Origin of the sequence: Acinetobacter sp. CIP 53.82 (genome assembly GCF_000369465.1) — a bacterium.
GTDB lineage: Bacteria > Pseudomonadota > Gammaproteobacteria > Pseudomonadales > Moraxellaceae > Acinetobacter > Acinetobacter indicus.
Genome location: NZ_KB850046.1, coordinates 94,251 through 113,430, shown reverse-complemented (window position 1 = coordinate 113,430; position 19,180 = coordinate 94,251). Strand labels below are relative to the sequence as shown.

The 19,180-nt window shown below is 47.5% G+C and carries 17 protein-coding genes; 11 read left to right on the top strand and 6 right to left on the bottom strand.

Annotated features, from left to right (window positions below; all coding sequences use genetic code 11):
• Positions 1-184 precede the first annotated feature (184 nt).
• The 5 genes from F905_RS06200 to dnaX all read left to right on the top strand — a co-directional run bounded on the left by F905_RS06200 (position 185) and on the right by dnaX (position 6,704).
• Positions 185-1,576: a 3-oxoacyl-ACP reductase gene (locus F905_RS06200; RefSeq protein ID WP_005178618.1), complete on the top strand. Its 1,392-nt coding sequence runs from the start codon at positions 185-187 to the stop codon at positions 1,574-1,576.
• Between the two features lie 165 nt (positions 1,577-1,741).
• The gene (locus F905_RS06195) at positions 1,742-2,596 is read left to right on the top strand and encodes a MaoC family dehydratase (protein ID WP_005178615.1); all 855 of its coding nucleotides are present in this window, start codon (positions 1,742-1,744) and stop codon (positions 2,594-2,596) included.
• Positions 2,597-2,665: 69 nt separating this feature from the next.
• Positions 2,666-3,931 carry a serine hydrolase domain-containing protein gene (locus tag F905_RS06190; protein ID WP_005178612.1) on the top strand — a complete coding sequence of 422 codons (1,266 nt, stop codon included), beginning with the start codon at positions 2,666-2,668 and terminating at the stop codon, positions 3,929-3,931.
• Positions 3,932-4,002: 71 nt separating this feature from the next.
• Positions 4,003-4,446, top strand: coding sequence for a copper resistance protein NlpE N-terminal domain-containing protein (locus F905_RS06185; protein WP_005178609.1), 444 nt, complete (start codon positions 4,003-4,005; stop codon positions 4,444-4,446).
• Between the two features lie 146 nt (positions 4,447-4,592).
• Positions 4,593-6,704 carry a DNA polymerase III subunit gamma/tau gene (gene dnaX / locus F905_RS06180; RefSeq protein WP_005178607.1) on the top strand — a complete coding sequence of 704 codons (2,112 nt, stop codon included), beginning with the start codon at positions 4,593-4,595 and terminating at the stop codon, positions 6,702-6,704.
• A gap of 24 nt (positions 6,705-6,728) precedes the next feature.
• Here the strand turns inward: dnaX and F905_RS06175 are convergent, their stop codons facing one another.
• Both F905_RS06175 and F905_RS06170 read right to left on the bottom strand, forming a co-directional pair.
• Positions 6,729-7,166, bottom strand: a complete 438-nt coding sequence (locus F905_RS06175; RefSeq protein ID WP_005178605.1) for an acyl-CoA thioesterase — start codon at positions 7,164-7,166, stop codon at positions 6,729-6,731.
• Positions 7,167-7,238: 72 nt separating this feature from the next.
• Complete coding sequence (locus tag F905_RS06170; RefSeq protein ID WP_005178603.1) at positions 7,239-8,399, bottom strand: iron-containing alcohol dehydrogenase; 1,161 nt, start codon at positions 8,397-8,399, stop codon at positions 7,239-7,241.
• Positions 8,400-8,517: 118 nt separating this feature from the next.
• Between F905_RS06170 and F905_RS06165 the strand changes: the two genes are divergently transcribed.
• Genes F905_RS06165 through F905_RS06150 form a run of 4 tightly spaced genes read left to right on the top strand, consistent with a single transcriptional unit; the run spans position 8,518 to position 12,263 of the window.
• On the top strand, positions 8,518-9,024 hold the full coding sequence (locus F905_RS06165; RefSeq protein WP_005178601.1) for a low molecular weight protein-tyrosine-phosphatase: 507 nt from the start codon (positions 8,518-8,520) through the stop codon (positions 9,022-9,024).
• Positions 9,025-9,039: 15 nt separating this feature from the next.
• Entirely contained in the window at positions 9,040-10,077 is a 1,038-nt protein-coding gene (gene murB / locus F905_RS06160) for a UDP-N-acetylmuramate dehydrogenase (protein ID WP_005178600.1), read from the top strand.
• Positions 10,078-10,092: 15 nt separating this feature from the next.
• A complete protein-coding gene (locus tag F905_RS06155) occupies positions 10,093-11,220 on the top strand; it encodes a YdcF family protein (RefSeq protein WP_005178598.1) in 1,128 nt (375 codons plus the stop codon).
• The gene (locus F905_RS06150; RefSeq protein WP_005178596.1) at positions 11,220-12,263 is read left to right on the top strand and encodes an alpha/beta hydrolase; all 1,044 of its coding nucleotides are present in this window, start codon (positions 11,220-11,222) and stop codon (positions 12,261-12,263) included. Before F905_RS06155 ends, F905_RS06150 begins: the two co-directional genes overlap by 1 nt.
• 41 nt (positions 12,264-12,304) lie before the next feature.
• On the opposite strand, the gene F905_RS06145 is transcribed toward F905_RS06150, so the two are convergent.
• Complete coding sequence (locus F905_RS06145; protein ID WP_005178590.1) at positions 12,305-13,975, bottom strand: FMN-binding glutamate synthase family protein; 1,671 nt, start codon at positions 13,973-13,975, stop codon at positions 12,305-12,307.
• Positions 13,976-14,237: 262 nt separating this feature from the next.
• On the opposite strand from F905_RS06145, the gene F905_RS06140 reads away from it, so the two are divergent.
• The gene (locus tag F905_RS06140) at positions 14,238-14,924 is read left to right on the top strand and encodes a response regulator (protein WP_005178588.1); all 687 of its coding nucleotides are present in this window, start codon (positions 14,238-14,240) and stop codon (positions 14,922-14,924) included.
• Positions 14,921-16,810, top strand: coding sequence for a sensor histidine kinase (locus F905_RS06135; protein WP_051065019.1), 1,890 nt, complete (start codon positions 14,921-14,923; stop codon positions 16,808-16,810). The genes F905_RS06140 and F905_RS06135 overlap by 4 nt, the downstream gene beginning before the upstream one ends.
• Positions 16,811-16,814: 4 nt before the next feature.
• On the opposite strand, the gene F905_RS06130 is transcribed toward F905_RS06135, so the two are convergent.
• The 3 genes from F905_RS06130 to F905_RS06120 all read right to left on the bottom strand — a co-directional run bounded on the left by F905_RS06130 (position 16,815) and on the right by F905_RS06120 (position 19,139).
• Positions 16,815-17,996, bottom strand: coding sequence for a ribosomal protein uL16 3-hydroxylase (locus F905_RS06130; RefSeq protein ID WP_005178584.1), 1,182 nt, complete (start codon positions 17,994-17,996; stop codon positions 16,815-16,817).
• Between the two features lie 169 nt (positions 17,997-18,165).
• Positions 18,166-18,756 carry a Maf family protein gene (locus tag F905_RS06125; protein WP_005178582.1) on the bottom strand — a complete coding sequence of 197 codons (591 nt, stop codon included), beginning with the start codon at positions 18,754-18,756 and terminating at the stop codon, positions 18,166-18,168.
• A complete protein-coding gene (locus F905_RS06120; protein ID WP_034597805.1) occupies positions 18,756-19,139 on the bottom strand; it encodes a DUF2237 family protein in 384 nt (127 codons plus the stop codon). Before F905_RS06120 ends, F905_RS06125 begins: the two co-directional genes overlap by 1 nt.
• Positions 19,140-19,180: the final 41 nt, after the last annotated feature.

Genomic DNA, 19,180 nt, shown 5'->3' with positions numbered 1-19,180 from the left:
TAGCCTGAATTGACTACAATGACATTGCAGAATGCTTTCAGGTCAAGTCATCTGTATATGATCTCAAGTATTATTCATAACAAACTGATCGATCTATTGAAATACAAAGTATCTGACATCATATTGAAGCTAAAGGATAACTTTAGATTAATCACAAATTCATTTTGTCTGAGAGATAATAATCATGACTGACCAATACCAAGCTTTTGCAAAATCTCCAATTGGTAAATTTGTCATTAAAAATTTAGGCCTGCCATCCCCAACTTTCCTTGAGCGTTTTGACATCTCGACGCCTGTGGTCAAGGGTGCAGTTTTGTTGGGCGCAGCGCCGGAAAGCACATTATCAGGTGCAATTGCCCAGGTTCTGGCCAATATCCATGCCAACAGCTATGCCGGCAATAATGCAGAATTACAGCAGGCTGCTGCACAAGCCGGTTTAAACCTGTGTGCTTTTAACGCGGGCGATAAAGAATCTAAATTTAAAGCGGTGGTCTTTGATGCCTCAGGCATTCAGAACTCTGAACAGTTAAATGCGCTCTATAACTTCTTTAATCCGGTGGCGCGCCAGATTCAGGCCTCTGGCCGTGTAGTGGTGATCGGCACCACACCGGAAACCGCCAAAACGGTAAAACATGCAATTGCACAGCGTGCGCTGGAAGGCTTTGTTAAATCGGTCGGGAAGGAGTTTAAAAAAGGCATTGCCGCCAATCTGATTTATGTTGATGACGGCGCTGAAGCGAACCTGGAATCGAGCTTACGTTTTGCCTTGTCACCGCGTTCGGCTTATGTATCGGGTCAGGTGATTCGTGTTTCTAAAGCAGATACAGTCGATGTGGATTGGGCTAAACCACTGGCAGGTAAAACCGCGGTTGTGACTGGTGCCAGCCGTGGTATTGGTGAAGCGATTGCGCATGTATTGGCACGTGATGGTGCGCATGTGATTTGTCTGGATGTACCACAGCAACAGGCCGACTTGGACCGTGTTGCCTCTGAAATTGGTGGCTCAACCCTGGCGATTGATATTACCGCCGCTGATGCGGGCGAGCAGATTAAAGCGGCAGCTGCTGCACAGGGCGGTCTGGATATTATCGTACACAATGCCGGTATTACCCGTGACAAGACACTGGCCAATATGAAGCCTGAACTGTGGGATCTGGTGATTAACATTAACTTGGCTGCTATTGAACGCGTGAATGACTATCTGCTGGAAAATGACGGTCTGAATGCCAATGGCCGTATTATCTGCGTATCGTCTATTTCAGGGATTGCCGGTAACCTGGGCCAAACCAACTATGCAGCATCAAAAGCAGGCGTGATTGGAGTGGTGAAATATACGGCACCGGTGCTGAAAAATGGTGTGACTATTAACGCTGTGGCTCCGGGCTTTATTGAAACCCAAATGACTGCGGCCATTCCGTTTGCCATTCGTGAAGCGGGCCGCCGTATGAACTCGATGAGTCAGGGCGGTTTACCGGTTGATGTCGCAGAAACCATTGCCTTCTTTGCCTCAACTGCATCTACCGGTTTAAATGGTAACGTGGTGCGTGTTTGTGGTCAGAGTCTGTTAGGGGCTTAATATATCCCTCACTCGGAATCCCCCCTAAAATCCCTCTTTAATAAAGGGGGACTTCTCCTCCCTTTTTGAAGGGAGGTTGGGAGGGATTTGAGGGAATTAAAATAGAAAACCCAATTCTTATTAAAGAAAGGGTGATTTAAAAGATAAATATTCCAAAGGTTCAGTATGAATACTCGCCATTTTAGTCAACTTCCCAAGCCGTATTTAGCCTATCCAAAAGTGATTCAGGGCTTAATTTTTAAAAAGCCGAAGGGTGAAAAAGTTCTGCCGCAAGTTGAATATGTGGTGGATTCATTCAAGGTCGACCAGAAACATCTGAAAGCCTATAACGAAGTCTGTGGTTTTAAAAATAACGGCTATATTCCGGCCATTTATCTGGCGGTGTTATCGCAAAGCCTGCAAATGCACATGATGACTGCGGAAGCTTTCCCATTTCCGATTTTAGGTCTGGTGCATATCCGCAATCAGCTCAAGCAATACCGTAAAGTTGGCGTGAATGAGCAGCTGACTTTATCCTGCAAGTTTGGTGAATTGCAGCCACATGACAAAGGCGTACAGTTTGATTTTATCACCACTGCTAAAGTTGGTAATGAAGTGGTGATGGAAGGTTTAACCACCTATTTGTCACGTCAGAAAAGTGGCAACAAGCCCGCGGCCAAAGCAGCAGAAAGTGCCGTACCGGATTATGTACCGGCAGGACAATGGGATGTGTCGGAAAATACCGGTCGCCGTTATGCGCTGACATCGGGAGATTTTAACCTGATCCATATTCATGCGTTAACCGCCAAAGCCTTTGGTTTTAAACAGGCTATTGCACATGGTATGTGGAGTAAAGCCAAAGCGCTGGCCAATATCCAGTTGCCAGATGCGTATGAAGCTGATGTCTGGTTTAAGTTGCCAATGTATCTGCCATCTCAGGTGGAATTCTTGACGGCACAGCAGGCACAAAATACTGACTTCCTGATTCGCAGCAAAAAGAATCAGAAGCCGCATGTCAGCGGTAGCATTCGCGCACTTTAAGTCATAGCGCCTAAGTCCAAACCGGATTTAGGCTTTTTTCATTGTTCATCTTGTTGCTGGAAAGGATGCATGAACAGCATAAAAGATTATCTGCGTGCAGATATTCAGAATTATCGTGGTTCAGTGGAAGAACCATTTAAAGATTTAGCCCATCTGTTTAGCCGTTTTCAGGATGCCCGCTCAACGCAAGGCGGCGCTGCGCTGGTGGTTTATTTTCAGGGTCATAAAGTCGTTGATATTTATACCGGTCAAAAATCTGCCAATGAGGCCTGGCAGCCGGATAGTCTGTCGGTCTGCTATTCTACCGGAAAAGGCGTGCTGGCCACGCTGGCACATATTCTGGTGAGTCAGGGGCGGCTGGATTATGATGTGCCGGTGGCTGAATATTGGCCAGAATTTGCGTCGCAGGGCAAACAGCAGCTGACCTTAAGAAATATGCTGTGTCATCGCAGTGGTTTATACGATATCCGTAATCTGATTGCCGATGCCTCGGAAATGGCCGACTGGTCGCATATGCTGGAGGTCATTGCCGCGGCCAAACCACGTTTTCTTCCGAACAGTGAGGCAGCCTATCAACCCTTGACCTTTGGCTGGCAGGTCGGAGGTGTCTTGGAAAAAGCCTGTAATGAAAGCCTGGCTGTGCTGATGCAGCGTCATTTAAGCGAACCGTTGGAATTAAACGGAGCTTATTTTGGCGTGCCGGTAGAGCAGTTGGCGCGGGTAGCACGACCGTTTGCCACATCTCAGCCCGCCCAATCTGCCCAGCCTCCCAAAAAGCAGCCTGCTGCTAAACCTGCACGTACGGCATCGCCTTTAGAAAAGCTGCTGGCCTTCAGTGGGCAACATCCGCAAGATTTTCAGGATGCCATGATTCCCAAAGGCATGAAGAAATTTTCATTCTTTAGTGATGCCGGTTTACAGGCGATTGTGCCGGCAGCCTCCGGGGTATTTACCGCGCAAAGTCTGGCCAAAATCTATGCCATGCTAGCGCAGGGTGGCCAATGGCAGGGGCAACGACTGATTTCACCACAGGTGTTTCAGGCCTTAAGTCAGGTGCAATATACCGCCCGTGACCGGGTGATGCCGCTGCCGATGCATTGGCGTTTGGGCTATCACCGCATTCTGAGCCTGGGCAAGTCGGCATCGTCGGGCTTTGGTCATATTGGTTTTAATGGCTCAGGTGCCTGGTGTGATCCAGAGCGGAATTTAAGTTTTGCTTATACCCATAATTTTCCGACCGGTTCCATCACCGGCGATTATCGCTTGTGGGGATTAACCCAGGAAACCTTACGCTGTGCCGATGGTGTGTTAAAAGGCCGTAAGGGCTGGTTTTAAACAGTTTGAGATGATTTTTGGTCCAGCCTTGTGCTATGTTCTGGCACTAGTCAATTTGATGTTGTGCAAAGATGAAAAAAGTCATTTTGATTCCGCTGGTGGCCAGTTCAGTTCTACTCGGATGTCAGGATCAAAACTCAAGCCAGTCACAGACGGTGGTGGAATCTAAGAGCGCAATTCCTGCGTGGGTTGGTGAGTTCAAAGGCACTACGCCTTGTATGGGCTGTTTATCGCGCTGTGATGATTGCCCGGGAATGGCGGTGTCTTTAGAACTTCATCAGGATGAAACCTATACCTTGGTGCGTGAAAGTATGAGCCGGCACAATGCACCGGAAGTGATTCAAGGGCGGATTCGCTTTGCAGATGCATCGCGTCAGCAGCTTGAACTGCTGCAAGTCAACACCCGAAATTTGCTGTATATCGATCTTGAAAAACAATTGCTCGAGATTCGTGTAGATCAAACAGGCAAACGCTATCAAATGCAAAGTGATTTTATTCTGGCCAAGTCTGTTTAAATACTGGCTAATCATCTGCTAAATATACTGATTTTTAATCCCTTTTTTGCTGGCGCGAACAAGGGATTTTTCTTTGGATGCGCCCGTCATTTATTTCACTATTTACTAAAAAAACAGTATGCTTAGACCTGTAAAAAGGAGCATACATGTATCAGGTACTTGCGCGTAAATATCGTCCACGTAATTTTAATGAGCTGGTGGGACAAAATCATGTTTCTCGTGCACTGACCAGTGCCTTAGAGCGTGGCCGTTTACACCATGCCTATCTGTTTACCGGGACTCGTGGGGTCGGGAAAACCACCATTGCGCGTATTTTGGCCAAATGCCTGAACTGTGAAACAGGGGTGACCTCCACACCGTGTGAAGTTTGTCCGACCTGTAAAGCGGTCAATGAAGGCCGTTTTATTGATTTAATCGAGATTGATGCGGCATCACGTACCAAAGTGGAAGATACCCGCGAACTGCTCGATAATGTGCCGTATGCACCAACGCAAGGCCGCTTTAAAGTCTACCTGATTGACGAAGTGCATATGCTCTCGACGCACTCTTTCAATGCCTTGCTAAAAACGCTGGAAGAACCGCCAGAGCATGTTAAATTCCTGTTTGCCACCACCGATCCGCAGAAGCTTCCGATTACGGTCATTTCACGCTGCCTGCAATTTACCTTGCGTCCTTTGGCAGTAGATGAAATTACCGAGCACCTATCTTCAATTCTCAGCAAAGAGCAGATTCAGGCCGAGCAGGATGCAATCTGGCAAATTGCTGAATCGGCACAAGGTTCATTACGGGATGCCTTGTCCTTAACCGATCAGGCCATTGCCTATGGTCAGGGTGAAATTCATCATCAGGATGTCAAAGACATGCTGGGGCTGATTGACCGCACCATTATTTATGACCTGATTCTAGCGATTCATCAGAACCAACCTGCACGCGTGAGCGCACTGTTAATACAGTTCCGTCAGCAGGCGCTGGATGTATCACTGGTGCTGGATCAGCTGATTTCGACCTTGCATGAACTGGCCTTATTGCAATATCTGCCAGATTTAAGCCTGAAATATAGCGCCGAAATTAACCAGAAAATTACCCAGCTGTCGCAGTGCATTTCGGCTCAGGATTTACAGCTGTATTACCAGATTGCCAGCAAAGGTCGCGCAGATTTACAGCTGGCGGTTACCCAGGAGCAGGGCTTTGAGATGTGCGTGCTGCGTCTGCTGGCTTTCCGTCCCTTACAGCCAAATGAAGTGCCCTTGACGCAGGTCAGCGCACAAAGCAACGCAGTTGCTGCAGCACCGGTAGTCGAGTCAGCTACCGCGCAGCCTGAACCGGTGCATCCCGTTGTTTCAGCTGAGGATGAATTAGAAGCTGAAACTGCTGCTATAAACCCACCCGTTGCTGAACCATCATCAGATGATTTTCTGCAGGATGAAGCGTTAGAGGTTGCTGAAGTTGCATCTCCATCCGAACCAGACCATCCGGTGACTACACCGGCAGAAGCGGCATCTGCGCAGATGATTTTTGATCCGGCGGCAGATGAAGTGCTGTTTGATTTAGATGAAGATGATCGTGCTGATCAGCCGGCAACGCAGGATGAGGCCAGCAGTGATGATTTCCTGTTTGATGAAATTGCACCTTTACCGGAAACGGCCGTTGCGCAGCCAACTCAACAGCCTGCTGAACTTGCAGCACCGGTTTCGTCTGTCGCACAGCCTGAGCTGACCCATCCACAGGATTCCAGTCCGCAAGACAGTTTATTTGCGCAGCCAGCACGGACGTCATCCGTCAACCAGCCTGTCGTTGCTGCTGTAGACAATACCGCTATTCCACGTGCTGATCAGCGCCTGATGCCGCAAGATATTCTGCAACTGCCGGTGCAGTCCTTAGAGGGCGAATGGAGTGTGGAAAAATGGGAATACTGGTTCCGTAATAGTGATTTATCACCGGCAGTTCAGGAACTGGCCCAACACGGCCTGATGACCGGCCAGATTGAAGCTGAGTCGGTTTTCCATATTCCGGAGCAGTATCAGCAATTGTTAAATTCGCAGTTACAGCATTTAGAAGCAGCGCTGAAACAGCAGTGGCCGAACAGCTTCCTGAAAGTGCAGTATGGACAGGTCACAGAGGTGACACCGTATAGCTTGCAGCAGGAACGTAAAGTACGTGCTTATCAACGCGCCAGTGAGCTGCTGCATCAGGAGCCGCAGGTTAAATCGCTGCTCGAAAGTTTTGATGGCGAATTGCAGAATATCCAGTTGAAATAACCACCGTCAGACCATTTCAACCGTTTATTGAGAACGCAGATAAGGCAACAGGGCATTCCGCATTTCGCTTGGAATCGGGGTGCTTTTACGTTGCTGCGCATCGACAAAAACATGCACCATATGTCCTTGAGCTGAAGCCTGCTGTTGATGCTGCTTGAAAATTGCCAGATCATATTTCAGCGAGCTGTTGCCCAGCGCTGCAATCGCCACACCGACCTCAATCACTTCTGGATAACTCAGCTCGGCTAAAAAGTTGCAGCCAGAGTCTACCACCAGTCCCATAATCTCGGCCTGATGAATATTCAGTCCGGCTTTCTCAATCAGCAGCGCATTGGCAGCGGTATCGAAGTAGCTGTAATACATGACATTATTGACATGACCATACATGTCGTTGTCTGACCAGCGGGTTTGAATCGGTAAAAAGAAGGTATATTGATCGCGGGTTTTGGCTACCGGTTTCATAAAAAGACGTCATCCCTGAATAGATCGAAAATTTATATTTTTGATTTACCACAACTTTAAATAGCTTCAGCCTTATTGATAAATCGCCTGATAGATGGCCAGCGCATCCTGTTTTTCCATGTCGCGTGGATTATTTTGCAGCAGGCGGGTTTGTAACATGGCATCCTCGGCCAGCTGTTCCAGCATGTTTTCAGGTACATTCAGGGCATTCAGTTTTAAGGTCAGACCACTGCGGTCCAGATAGTTTTGCATGTGGTCAATAAACAGATCACACAAGCCATCTACACAGCCTTTGCTGGATGGGTCGAGCAGGGTCATCAGTTCGGCATACTGCTGCTTGGCGGCTGGTGCATTAAATTTCAGCACTTCGGTTAAGACCAGCGCATTGCTGTGCCCATGCGACAAATGAAAATGTCCACCCAGCGGATAGGCCAGTGCATGGACTGCTGCCACCGGTGCATTGGCAAAGGCCTGTCCGGCCAGCATCGAGCCGACCAGCATATTCTGACGGGCTTCCATGTTGTTACCATCTTTTAGCACCAGATGCAGATTCTGGTTCAGCAGTTTAAGTGCCTGAATCGCCAGCATATCGGCATAAAAGTTCTTTTTGTGTTTGGAGGTATAGGCTTCAATGGCATGTACCATTGCATCAATACCGGTGGCGGCCGTAATGTGCGCCGGCAGGTTTTGGGTAAAGTTGGCATCTAAAATGGTGACATCGGCATATAGGGCAGCAGATACAATGCCGGTTTTGGTGGTTTCGCCGGTGGTGACAATGGAAATGGGCGTGACTTCCGAGCCGGTGCCGGCCGTGGTTGGAATCAGAATAAGAGGCAAACGCGGTTTTTGCGCCTGATTGACGCCATACATGTCATGCAGTTGCTGTTTTTGTTCAGGATGGGCCAGCAGGGCAATAATTTTGGCCACATCCAGCGAGCTGCCACCCCCAAAACCAATGACTGTATCTATCTGGTTTTGCCGGGCGAATTCGGCGGCTTCCAGCACAATATGTTCCGGTGGATCGGCCTGTACGCTGGCATAAATGCGGTAATCACATTCGGCAGCTTCGAGAGTTTCCAAAACAGGTGCATGCAATTGTAATTGCACCATTCCCGGATCGGTCACCAGCAGCACACGTTGATTGTTCTGTTCAGTCAGGAGGGCTTTGAGCTGTTGGATGCTGCCCAGTCCGGCAATAATGTTGGGCACAGTCTGGAATTGAAATGGGCTCATACGCTTTATCCTTAATTTTTATACTTAAATCAACATTTATCTATAGTGACAATATAGGATTCATCCTGCAAATAACTTAACATAAGACACTTTAAAAGAAAGCAGTTTTGAGGTTGTTATGTCATCCAGAACGCCATACAAGGTGTTATGTGTCTGTTTGGGCAATATCTGCCGTTCACCTACCGCGGAAGTGGTGTTCAGACATTATTGTGATGCACAGCAACTGAATATCTGGGTCGATTCTGCCGGCACCAGTAATTATCATCCGGGCAAAGCGCCCGATGCGCGCAGCCAGCAACATGCCTTGCAGCGTGGCTATGATTTATCTGCCTTGCGTGCCCGTCAGTTAACTACGCGCGATTTTCTGGATTTTGATCTGATTCTGGCGATGGATCAGGAAAACCTGCAAAATATTCAGCATTTAAAGCGTCATGCGGCCGAAGAATATGGTGCAGAACTGCTACGTGCAAAAGTGGCGCTAATGAGCGAACATGATCCACAATATCCACGTCATGAAGTGCCTGATCCTTATTATGGCGAAGCCGATGGCTTTGAACGCGTGCTGGATCAGTGTGAGTCCAGCGCACAGGCCTGGATCAATATTTTAAAAACAGAATTGGCTTAAATCAGGTTTAAGAATATGAACATTCAACATCAGGTCCAGCTTAAGCCTTTTAATACCTTAAATCTGGCTGCAAATGCGTCTCATTATATTAAGGTGCATTCTACCGATGATTTAATCGCAGCCTTAAACTATGCCAAGTTACAGCAGCTGAATGTGCTGATTTTATCGGGCGGCAGTAATATGCTGCTGCCAGAGCAGATTCAGGCGCTGGTGTTACATATGGATATTCAGGGCATTGAATTCCTGAATGAAGATAATGACTTCAGTACCATTCGCGTCGGTGCGGGTCAGGTCTGGCATGATTTTGTGCTCTGGACCACCACGCAGCAGTTATTTGGCCTGCAAAATCTGGCCTTAATTCCCGGTCTGGTCGGTGCATCGCCGGTACAGAATATTGGTGCCTATGGGGTTGAGGTCGGTGAATTTATTGAATCGGTACAGGTTTATGACCGCTATAACGGTCAGTTTAATTCGATTCTGGCCAGTGACTGCCATTTTGCCTACCGTCACAGTATTTTCAAAGAAAATCCAAACCGCTATATCATCACCCATGTCACGTTCAAGCTGCGGAAACAGCCGGACTTGAAACTGAATTATGGCGATTTAAAAACCGCGGTGGGTGATGAGCAAACCGCGGAAAACCTGCAACGCCAGGTGATCCAGATCCGTCAAAGTAAACTGCCAGATCCGCAGCAATTTCCAAATGTTGGCAGTTTCTTTAAAAATCCGGTGGTGACTGCCGCGGTCTATGAACAGCTGGCGATTCAGTTCCCGAACATGCCGCATTATCCGCAACCCGAAGGCCAGGTCAAAATTGCAGCTGGCTGGCTTATTGATCAGGCTGGCTGGAAAGGGAAGCAGCTGGGCATGGTCGGTATGTTTCACAAGCAGGCACTGGTGCTTGTCAATTATGCCAATGCGACCCTGGCCGATGTTCAGGCAACATATCAGGCAGTACAGCAGGACGTGTACCAAAAATTTGGGATACACTTAGAACCAGAACCGGTGCTGTTTAATGACGCCGGGCTGATTATTCCCCACAATACCTTTTAATCAGGTTAGGCATTTATGAATAGAACTCACTGGATGGTGCGTATCGTACAAATGGCGGCTGTGCTATTTGTGCTGATGGGCTGTCTGGTGGTTTTTATCTATTCGCCGTTTTATTCCAAGTTTGTGATAAAAGTGCTGAATACCATTGTGCCGGTGGAGGTCAATGAAGTGGCTGCACAAAGCCAGCAGATGGGGGCACTGACCGATCAGGAAAATCTGGAACCTGGCTCGAATTTGTGGATTGCCCGGCAAGCTTATTTAAAAGTGATGGAAGAAGAGATTCAGGCCAAAAATTCACAGAATCTCACCATCATTCAGGCACGCTATAAAGCCTTGCAGGCTTTAATTCAGGATGAGCAGCGCAGTCAGCAGGAACAAGAGCAGGACAGCACACCGCAAATTCCATTGCTGGCCGATGTTTCCGCATCTGAGACGCAACTTGCACAGCCTTCACAGCAGTTACAGGATTTATTGGAGTTAGACAGCTCTGAAAATCAGGCCCTAATGGAACAGTATCTGAAATTTTTAAGAACCCATGAAGTGGCAGCGGTTGAAACCGTACCGGTTGATGAAGAAATTTTTCAGGATATCGCACTGATTCAACAACAAAATAGCCAGAAGCCGCAAATAACTTCCCAGCCGTATGCAATTGTGGTTCTGGGCGGCGGTCTGACCTTACATGAAAATCAAAAAGATATTATTGTGAATAACTACACACGACTACGTTTAGAAAAAACCTTAGAAATTGAAAAACAGTATAAATTACCCATTGTGCTGAGCGGTGTTGAAGCACCTTATATGCAGAAATGGCTGGCAGAACGCGGGGTTGAAGCCAACTTGCTGGAAGATCGCAGTATGAACACCTGTGAAAACTCGCGTTTTAGTTCCTTGCTGCTACAGAAAAAAGGCGGCGCACCAACGGTGATTTTAATCACCGATCAATATCACATGCCGCGCACACGCCGTTTGTTTGCCTTAAACGGCATTGAAACCGTGCCGGTGGTCGCGCCAATTCCAACCGAGTTGACCCAATGGCAGCCTAGTGAGCAGAACTATGATCATAGCCGCCGTGCCAATTATGAAATGCTGGCCACCATCCGCGATATGCTGTTTGGTTCGAGCGACTGCCGGGAGGTGCCATAATGCCGAATATCCCGTTTTTAAATCCGAGTGTGCTGAAACAGCTGGATTTACCGGTTCCTAGCCGCGATACCACGCCGCAGGTGCTGGAGCCTTTAAACCTGAACCGGCCTTATGCGCCCACGGTGGATATTCAGGCCTATCGCCAGCTTTACGGTTTTGACAGCTTAGAGTGCGAGCATTGGCAGGGTTATGTGCAAATGCCGCTGTTTAAACTGCATGTGCAGGTGTTTCAGCCTAAACTTGAAGCGGGCAAGCTGGAAAAAAGCAAAGGTACGGTGTTTTTACTGCATGGCTATCTGGAGCACAGCGGCATTTATCAGCCGATTGTCAAAGAAATTCTGGAGCAGGGCTTTAGTGTCTTGACTTATGATTTGCCCGGCCATGGTTTAAGTAATGGCTCGCCCGCCAGTATCCAGAATTTTGATCATTACCAGCAGGTGCTACACGCCATTTACCAATATGTGCGCAATGCCGATCAATTGCCTAAGCCTTGGCTAGGGGTAGGGCAAAGTACCGGTGGTGCGATCTGGATGCATCATTTACTGGAATTTGCCGAGCGCCGGGAGAATCCGTTTGTTGAGCGGGTGTTGTTATTATCACCTCTCATCCGTCCGGCCAAAAGTGCCTGGTGGCATAATTCGGTGGGCCTCGGAATTATCCGCCGGATTAAACGCGAAGTGCCGCGCCATTTTAGACGCAATAACCATAACCCGGAATTTTTACGTTTTGTGCGCTTAAAAGATCCGTTACAACCACGGATGATGGGCATGGACTGGATTCTGGCCATGTCCAAATGGATGCTGGAAATGGAACAGCGGCCAGCGTGTCGAATTCCGGTGTGGCTGGCCCAAGGCGCGCAGGATCAGACTGTGGACTGGCGTTATAACATCGAGTTTATCCGGCGTAAATTCCGCCTGCAAACCTTGCTGATGCTGGAAGAAGGGTCACATCAACTGATTAATGAGCGCCCGGATATTCGTGCGGCCTTAACCGGTTTGATTCCAGCCTTTTTGCATGCTTCGAATTCCAAGACTTATTATTAAGCTTTCCTCCATTTCATAAAAAAGAGGCGGGTGCCTCTTTTTTAAAATTCTTCCGCTTTGGCCAAATTCCACATGCGAAAATAAAAGTTTTCTTCATCTTTATTTTCACAGCTCAGTAATTCGCCTTCTTTGAGCCAGAAATGCAGCTGGGCATAGTTTTTAATTTCCCGGTCGTTAATTCGCTGCGCCAGATGATGGGCACGAATATCGGCCGGGTGTTTTAAACCGGCTGCCGCAATCATTTCCGACAGGGCATGCATGGTATTTTTATGGAAGTTGTAGACCCGTTCTGCTTTGGAGGGTACATGCAGTGCTTTTTGACGGTCTTTATCTTGGGTGGCGACACCGACCGGACATTGGTTGGTATGACAGCTTTGTGCCTGAATACAGCCAACGGCAAACATAAAACCGCGAGCGGAATTGACCCAGTCTGCGCCTAAGGCAAAGGTACTGGCAATATCAAAGGCACTAATAATTTTACCACTGGCCCCGAGCTTGATTTTACTGCGCAGGCCCGCGCCAACCAAAGTGTTATGCACAAATAGTAAGCCTTCACGCAGCGGCGTACCAATATAGTCACTAAACTCAATCGGGGAGGCGCCGGTACCGCCTTCTGAGCCATCCACCACAATAAAGTCAGGCACAATTTTGGTCACCAGCATGGCTTTGACGATACTCATAAATTGCCAGGGCTGGCCAATACACAGTTTAAAGCCCACCGGTTTACCACCCGATAAATCGCGTAACTGCTGTAAAAACTGCAGCATTTCAATTGGGGTGCTAAAACTAGGATGGCGCGAGGGCGATACACAATCGCGGTCACGTGGCACACCACGAATCTGCGAGATTTCTTCTGAAATTTTATGTTTCGGCAAAATACCGCCATGGCCCGGCTTGGCACCTTGAGAGAGTTTGAGTTCAATCATCTTGATATTCGGATTACCGGCCTGACGGGCAAACTTTTCCGGATCAAATAAACCTTCTGCGGTGCGGCAACCAAAGTAGCCACTGGCAATTTGCCAGACAATATCGCCACCATATTCCAGATGATACGGGCTAAGGCTGCCTTCACCAGTGTCATGATAAAAGCCACCGAGTTTGGCACCTTTATTTAAGGCACGGATGGCATTGGCACTCAGGCTGCCAAAACTCATGGCAGAAATATTTAAAATTGACGCGCTATAAGGCTGGCTGCATTGTTCATTGCCAATATGAATCCGGAAGGTTTTTGGATCAGCCGGTGGGCAGGGGCGCAAGGAATGCACAATAAAACGGTAGTCGGCTTCGTACACATCCAAAATCGAGCCAAAGGGTTTATCGGCATTTTCATTTTTGGCACGTTGATAGACCAAACTGCGCTGCATGCGGGAAAAAGGCTGGGCATCCTGATCGGCTTCAATAAAATACTGGCGAATTTCGGGGCGGAAATCTTCAAAAATAAACCGGAAATGACCCATAATCGGGTAGTTTTTCAGAATGGAATGCTTGGTCTGAATGACATCATACAGACCGACCAGACTCAGCAGCGTGGTGATCAGCCAGAGCGAGTTAATTACGCCATCGGACAGAAAATAATAAATATAATGTGGCTCATAAAATAGCCTAAGCCATGTAATCCCCAGCGCAATTAAAATACAGGCAAACCAGACCGAGTGACGGGAGAAAAAAGTATTTAAAAGTTTATGGCGAATGGCTTGGGCTGGACTTGGCATTGTTATGATTTTTCCATTGCGAATTCAATCTAGTATTACTGTGCAGATTCTGAATAGGGCATACAAGTAATGATTTGTGAAATTTGGCAAGGGCTTTAGTACAGCTTAAAAATGAGCAATAAAATCTATAAAAATTAAAAAATAGCTGCTATGCTGAAATCATAAAAATAACAGTGCTAACACTCTGAAATTCCTTAATTCTAGGGATAGAGAACCGTTTAATAATATCGCTATATTGAAAGTTAAAAGATCGGGGAAGACAGTGGACATTACAGAATCAATATTACCGGCCCCTGTGCTGATTGTGGAAGATGAACCCATGATTCAGTCACGCCTCAGACATATCCTCCTTGAAATGGGCTACAGCAATGACATGCTGATTTTTGTTAGCCATTTAAAAGCAGCATTACAGAAAATTGAAGAACAGCCGGTGTCTTTGGCACTGGTCGATTTGGGGTTGCCAGATGGCAATGGGATTGAACTGATTGAACAGCTTCGGGCCAAAGACAGCAGTGTACTAATTTTGGTGATTTCGGCCTGGAGTACACAAAACAGTCTGTTTTCGGCTATTCAGGCGGGCGCCACCGGTTATGTATTAAAAGAACGCGATGATACTGAAGTGATCATGGCCATCCGCAGTATTTTAAGAGGCGGCGCACCGATTGATCCCTTTATTGCCCGGGAAATACTGTCACAGATTTCAGTACAGAAGCCGCAGGAAATTGCCAAGCCGTTTAAACAGCCCGATGACGATATTGAACAGCTGACCAACCGTGAACATGAAATTCTAAATCTGGTCGCGCAGGGCCTGAGTAACCGGGAAATTGCCGAGCAGCTGTTTGTGTCGCGGTATACCGTGGAAAGTCATATCAAGCATATTTATCGCAAGCTCTCGGTGAGTAAACGTACCAAGGCAGTCAGTACAGCGCGCTCATTAGGCATTTTATGATCTACAGATTGCTCCAGTTTTGGTGCGGCTGTAGTCTTTATCTTTGTCTATCGAGTGCGTATGCAGAGCAAAGCTATGCCATAGACCCGTATTGTCAGGTTAATATTCAGTCGGTCAGCACCGTACAGACACCGGATATTCATAGCCATCCACATACAGGATGGCAACCTGTGACGTTGCCTGATCGCTGGAATGAACGCTGGCCGGATTATAACGGTGGGGTGTGGTACAAAATTGTCTGGAACTGGTCCTGTCAGGAACCGGCCGTGCTGGACCAGTCAATTGTGTTTTCTATTAATTATTTAAATAGCGCGGGTGCGGTGTTTTTAAACCGCGATTTAATCTGGTCAAACCGGCATCTGGAAGAACCACTCTCCAAAAGTTGGAATATGCCACGCTACTGGATTTTACCGATTAGTGGCTTGCGTCCCGACCAGAATGAAATTTTAGTCTATGTCCGGGGCTATGCCTTTCAATCTGCCGGTCTCGGTGATGTTTCCTTCCAGAATGTCTATAACAGTTATACGGAATATCAGCAACAGATCTGGGATCGCCGTACCTTATTTGTGATTAATGCGATTTTATCGGCAACCCTGGGCGTACTGTGTCTGGTGATCTGGCTGTTTCGGCGTAAAGAAGTCAGTTATGGCTGGTTTGCCTTAAGCTGTTTGCTGTGGCTGTTATTTGTCTCCAATATTATTAGTACAGAAACCTATCCCTTCCCGAATACGCTGATAGCGGCACAGGCCAATATCGCCTTTTTTGTGCTGTATATTCTGTCGTTTATTGTCTATTTACTGCGTTTTGTTGATAAAAAATTTCCGATACTGGAAGAAACCGCCTTTATCTGTTCGGTGGCGGTGATTTTGGGGATTTTCGTGACGCCGCTCGATTATGCACAAACCGTTTTCGGGCTGGTGTTTTTAGGCTATAGCCTGCTATTTTTCGGGGTTTTCCTGTACCTGCTGCGTTTAACCTTCCGCGTACCACGTGTAGAAAATATCCTGCTGGTGATCTGTTTAAGCCTGATTATTATTTTTGCCGCTTTAGATATTGCACTTTTGGCTGCACCGTTTGATACCGATTTAAAGCCCTTATCGCCGTATACCTCACCGGTGGTGACGCTGTTTATTGCCTTAATTCTCGGGATTCGCACCACCAAAAGCATGCAGAAAATTGAGCAGTTTAACCAGCAACTTGAGTATCGCGTGTTTGAGGTTCGTGAAGACTTAAAACAGAGCATGTCGGAAAAGCATTATCTGGAATTGGAAAATGTGCGTTTGCAGGAGCGGATTCATCTTTCGCATGATTTGCATGATGGCCTGGGTGCTTCGCTGGTACGCTCGATGATTATGGTCGACCAGAGCGAGCAGCCCATGAGTAACCGCCAGTTTCTGTCGATCTTGAAATTGCTACGTGATGATTTGCGGCAAATTATTGACAGTGGTTCCTCAATTGGCGCCAAAGTACCGGAAACGCCGGTGTTATGGATTGCGCCGGTGCGTCATCGTTTTAGCCAGCTCATGGATGAAGTTGAGATGCGGGCCACCTGGAACATTGCCAGTGAATGGGTAGTGCAACCGACACCGCTGCAATGTCTGAACCTGATGCGGGTGCTGGAAGAAAGTCTGACCAATGTGGTGAAGCACAGTCAGGCCAAGCATGTGCAAGTGACACTGGATTTTCCCGATGAACAGACTTTATGTTTAAGTATTCAGGATGATGGAATTGGATTTGATACCCATGGGGTGCTCGATCACGGGATGAGTATTGGCGTACGCAGTATGAAGCTGCGTCTGGCGCGGATAGGTGCAGAGTTAAAGGTGAACTCTACACCCGGTTATACCTTAATCAAGGCGATTTTAGTGGTATCACCTCAGGATTAAGCCCTTATTCGGCCTCATCTTCTGCATCTTCAGCTGGCAGCAGCATCAGCACAGAATCATTGAGTAACTGGGCTACATCTTCCAGAATGTCTTCATGGTACAGGTCTTCATTCAGCTCGACGAGTTCACCATCAGCAATCTGCTTCAGTAAAGGCGCAAACTCATCCGAAATATACAGACCTTCACCGTTGGCCCAGAACAGTAACTCGCCATCTTCTTCGGTATAGAGCAGGCGTGAAGCCGGTTCTAAAATCAGTTGATAGCCCTGATCTAGCGCATCTTCCAGATCGCCAGTACCAATTTCTTCTGCTTCTGGAATATTGTCCGGATATTTTGGCTCTGACATCAGGCTCATGATGGCATCTTCCAGCACGGTCGAGTTGTGCAGTTGTGCCAGCAATTCGGCTTTTAAATATTCCAGTTCCGGCTGGGTAATTTGTCCAATCGGGCTGATCTGGTCGCGGATCAGATCTTGCAACGGATTTTTTAGCAACTGGTTGTCAGAAAACTTGTCACTGACGCGATCCATCATGTCGCTGATGTTTGGCATACGGAAACCGAAAGAGAAGGTCAGACAGTCATCTTCGGCCACGCCATAGTGCGATAAACCTGGTGGCACGTAAAGCAGGTCACCCGGTGCCAGCACTTCATCAAAATTGACATCCATCTCTGGCAGTAATTTCAGCGGCTGACCTGGAACAAATTCGGTTTCGGCATCACACATCTGGCCCAGTTGCCAGCGGCGATGACCATAGCCCTGCACCAGAAATACATCATAGAAGTCGAAGTGTTTGCCGACCGAACCGCCTTTTGGCGCATATGACACCATAATGTCATCACGGCGCCACTGCGGAATAAACGGGAATTTTTTCCACAGTTCCGCCAGATCAAAAGAGTAGTGATCTACCGCTTGGACCAGCAGCGTCCACAGCTTTGGCATTTTCTGGAAATCGGCTTTTAATAGCGGTGAAGATTTTACGGACCACTGGTTCGGATCACGATCTTTCTGCTTGATTAAGCGGGCGCTGATATTTTCGTCCAGTGCCAGCTCCATGACATCACTCGGCTCAAGAATATTGGCAATTTCAGGCAGAGCATTACGCACCAGCAGCGGTTTTTTTTGCCAATATTCGGCAAGGAATTGTTCAGCGGTGATTCCGCCTAAAACGTCTAAAGGTTGAGACATGTCAAATAACTACAACATAAATTTAGCTGTTATTGTCCCTTGAGTTGTGCGGTGGTGCAAGTGATGAACTTCATCTTAAGGAAATTTAGAAAAGTGGCAGAAGGGAAAAGATGGCGAAAAAAATGATCAGGACAGGCACCTGATCATTTTGGGTATTGCATTACCGTGTTTAGGGAATCTGCAGATTAAGCTGGCGGAGAATCTGGCACAGCTGAATCATTGGCATACCCATCAAGGTGGTCTGATCCTGACCGATCATCTGTTCAAACAGGCTAATCCCCAGACTTTCGCATTTAAAACTGCCGGCACAATGCAGCGGCTGTTCCAGTGCCACATAGCGCTCGATTTCATCCAGACTCAGTTTACGGAATTTGACTTTGTAGTGTTCGACAAGGGTCTGTTCAAAACCGCTGGATTTTTGCTGTACGCTCAGCGCAGTACTAAAGTAGACAATTTTGTCCGAGTTGGCCTGCAGCTGGCGAATGGCTTTTTCCGAGCTTAAGGGCTTGCCAATAAAAATATCGGGCGCACCTTCACGCCACGCCACCTGATCGGAGCCAATCACAATGGCTTCAGGATATTGCTCGGCAATACTCTGGGCTTTTTCAAAAGCCAGCCGTTTGGCCAGATCATCGGCATGGTTTTCACCTTGCGGTGATTCATCAATGTCGGGTGTCATACACTGATAGTCGAGCTTTAAACGGTCCATCAGCTCTTTACGGGTCTGGCTGCTGGACGCCAGAATAATCGGACGCTTCATTAGACAGCATATTCCATCAAAATATCTAAGGGAACGTAAGACAGTACCGCCTGATGGCAGGCCTGAATTTTTACGGGTGGTGCTTTACCGGCCTGATAGGCTTCAACCCAGCGGGTCACACAAATACACCAGAAATCACCCGGTTTTAAGCCCGGAAATTCGACTTCAGGCAACGGTGTGATCAGGTCATTGCCAATTTTCTGGGAAAAGTTCAGAAATTCCGAGGTCATTTGTGCACAAACAGTGTGCTGGCCCAGATCCGTGGGCGCCGTATGGCAAAAGCCATTACGAAAATAGCCGGTAATCGGGTCAAAACAGCAGCTGGCCAAAGGCTCGCCTAAAACATTTAAACGGTTCAGGGTTGGATCTGGATGTATAGACATAGGCATAAAAATTATCAGGTCTGTTTTTTTTCTATCATAAC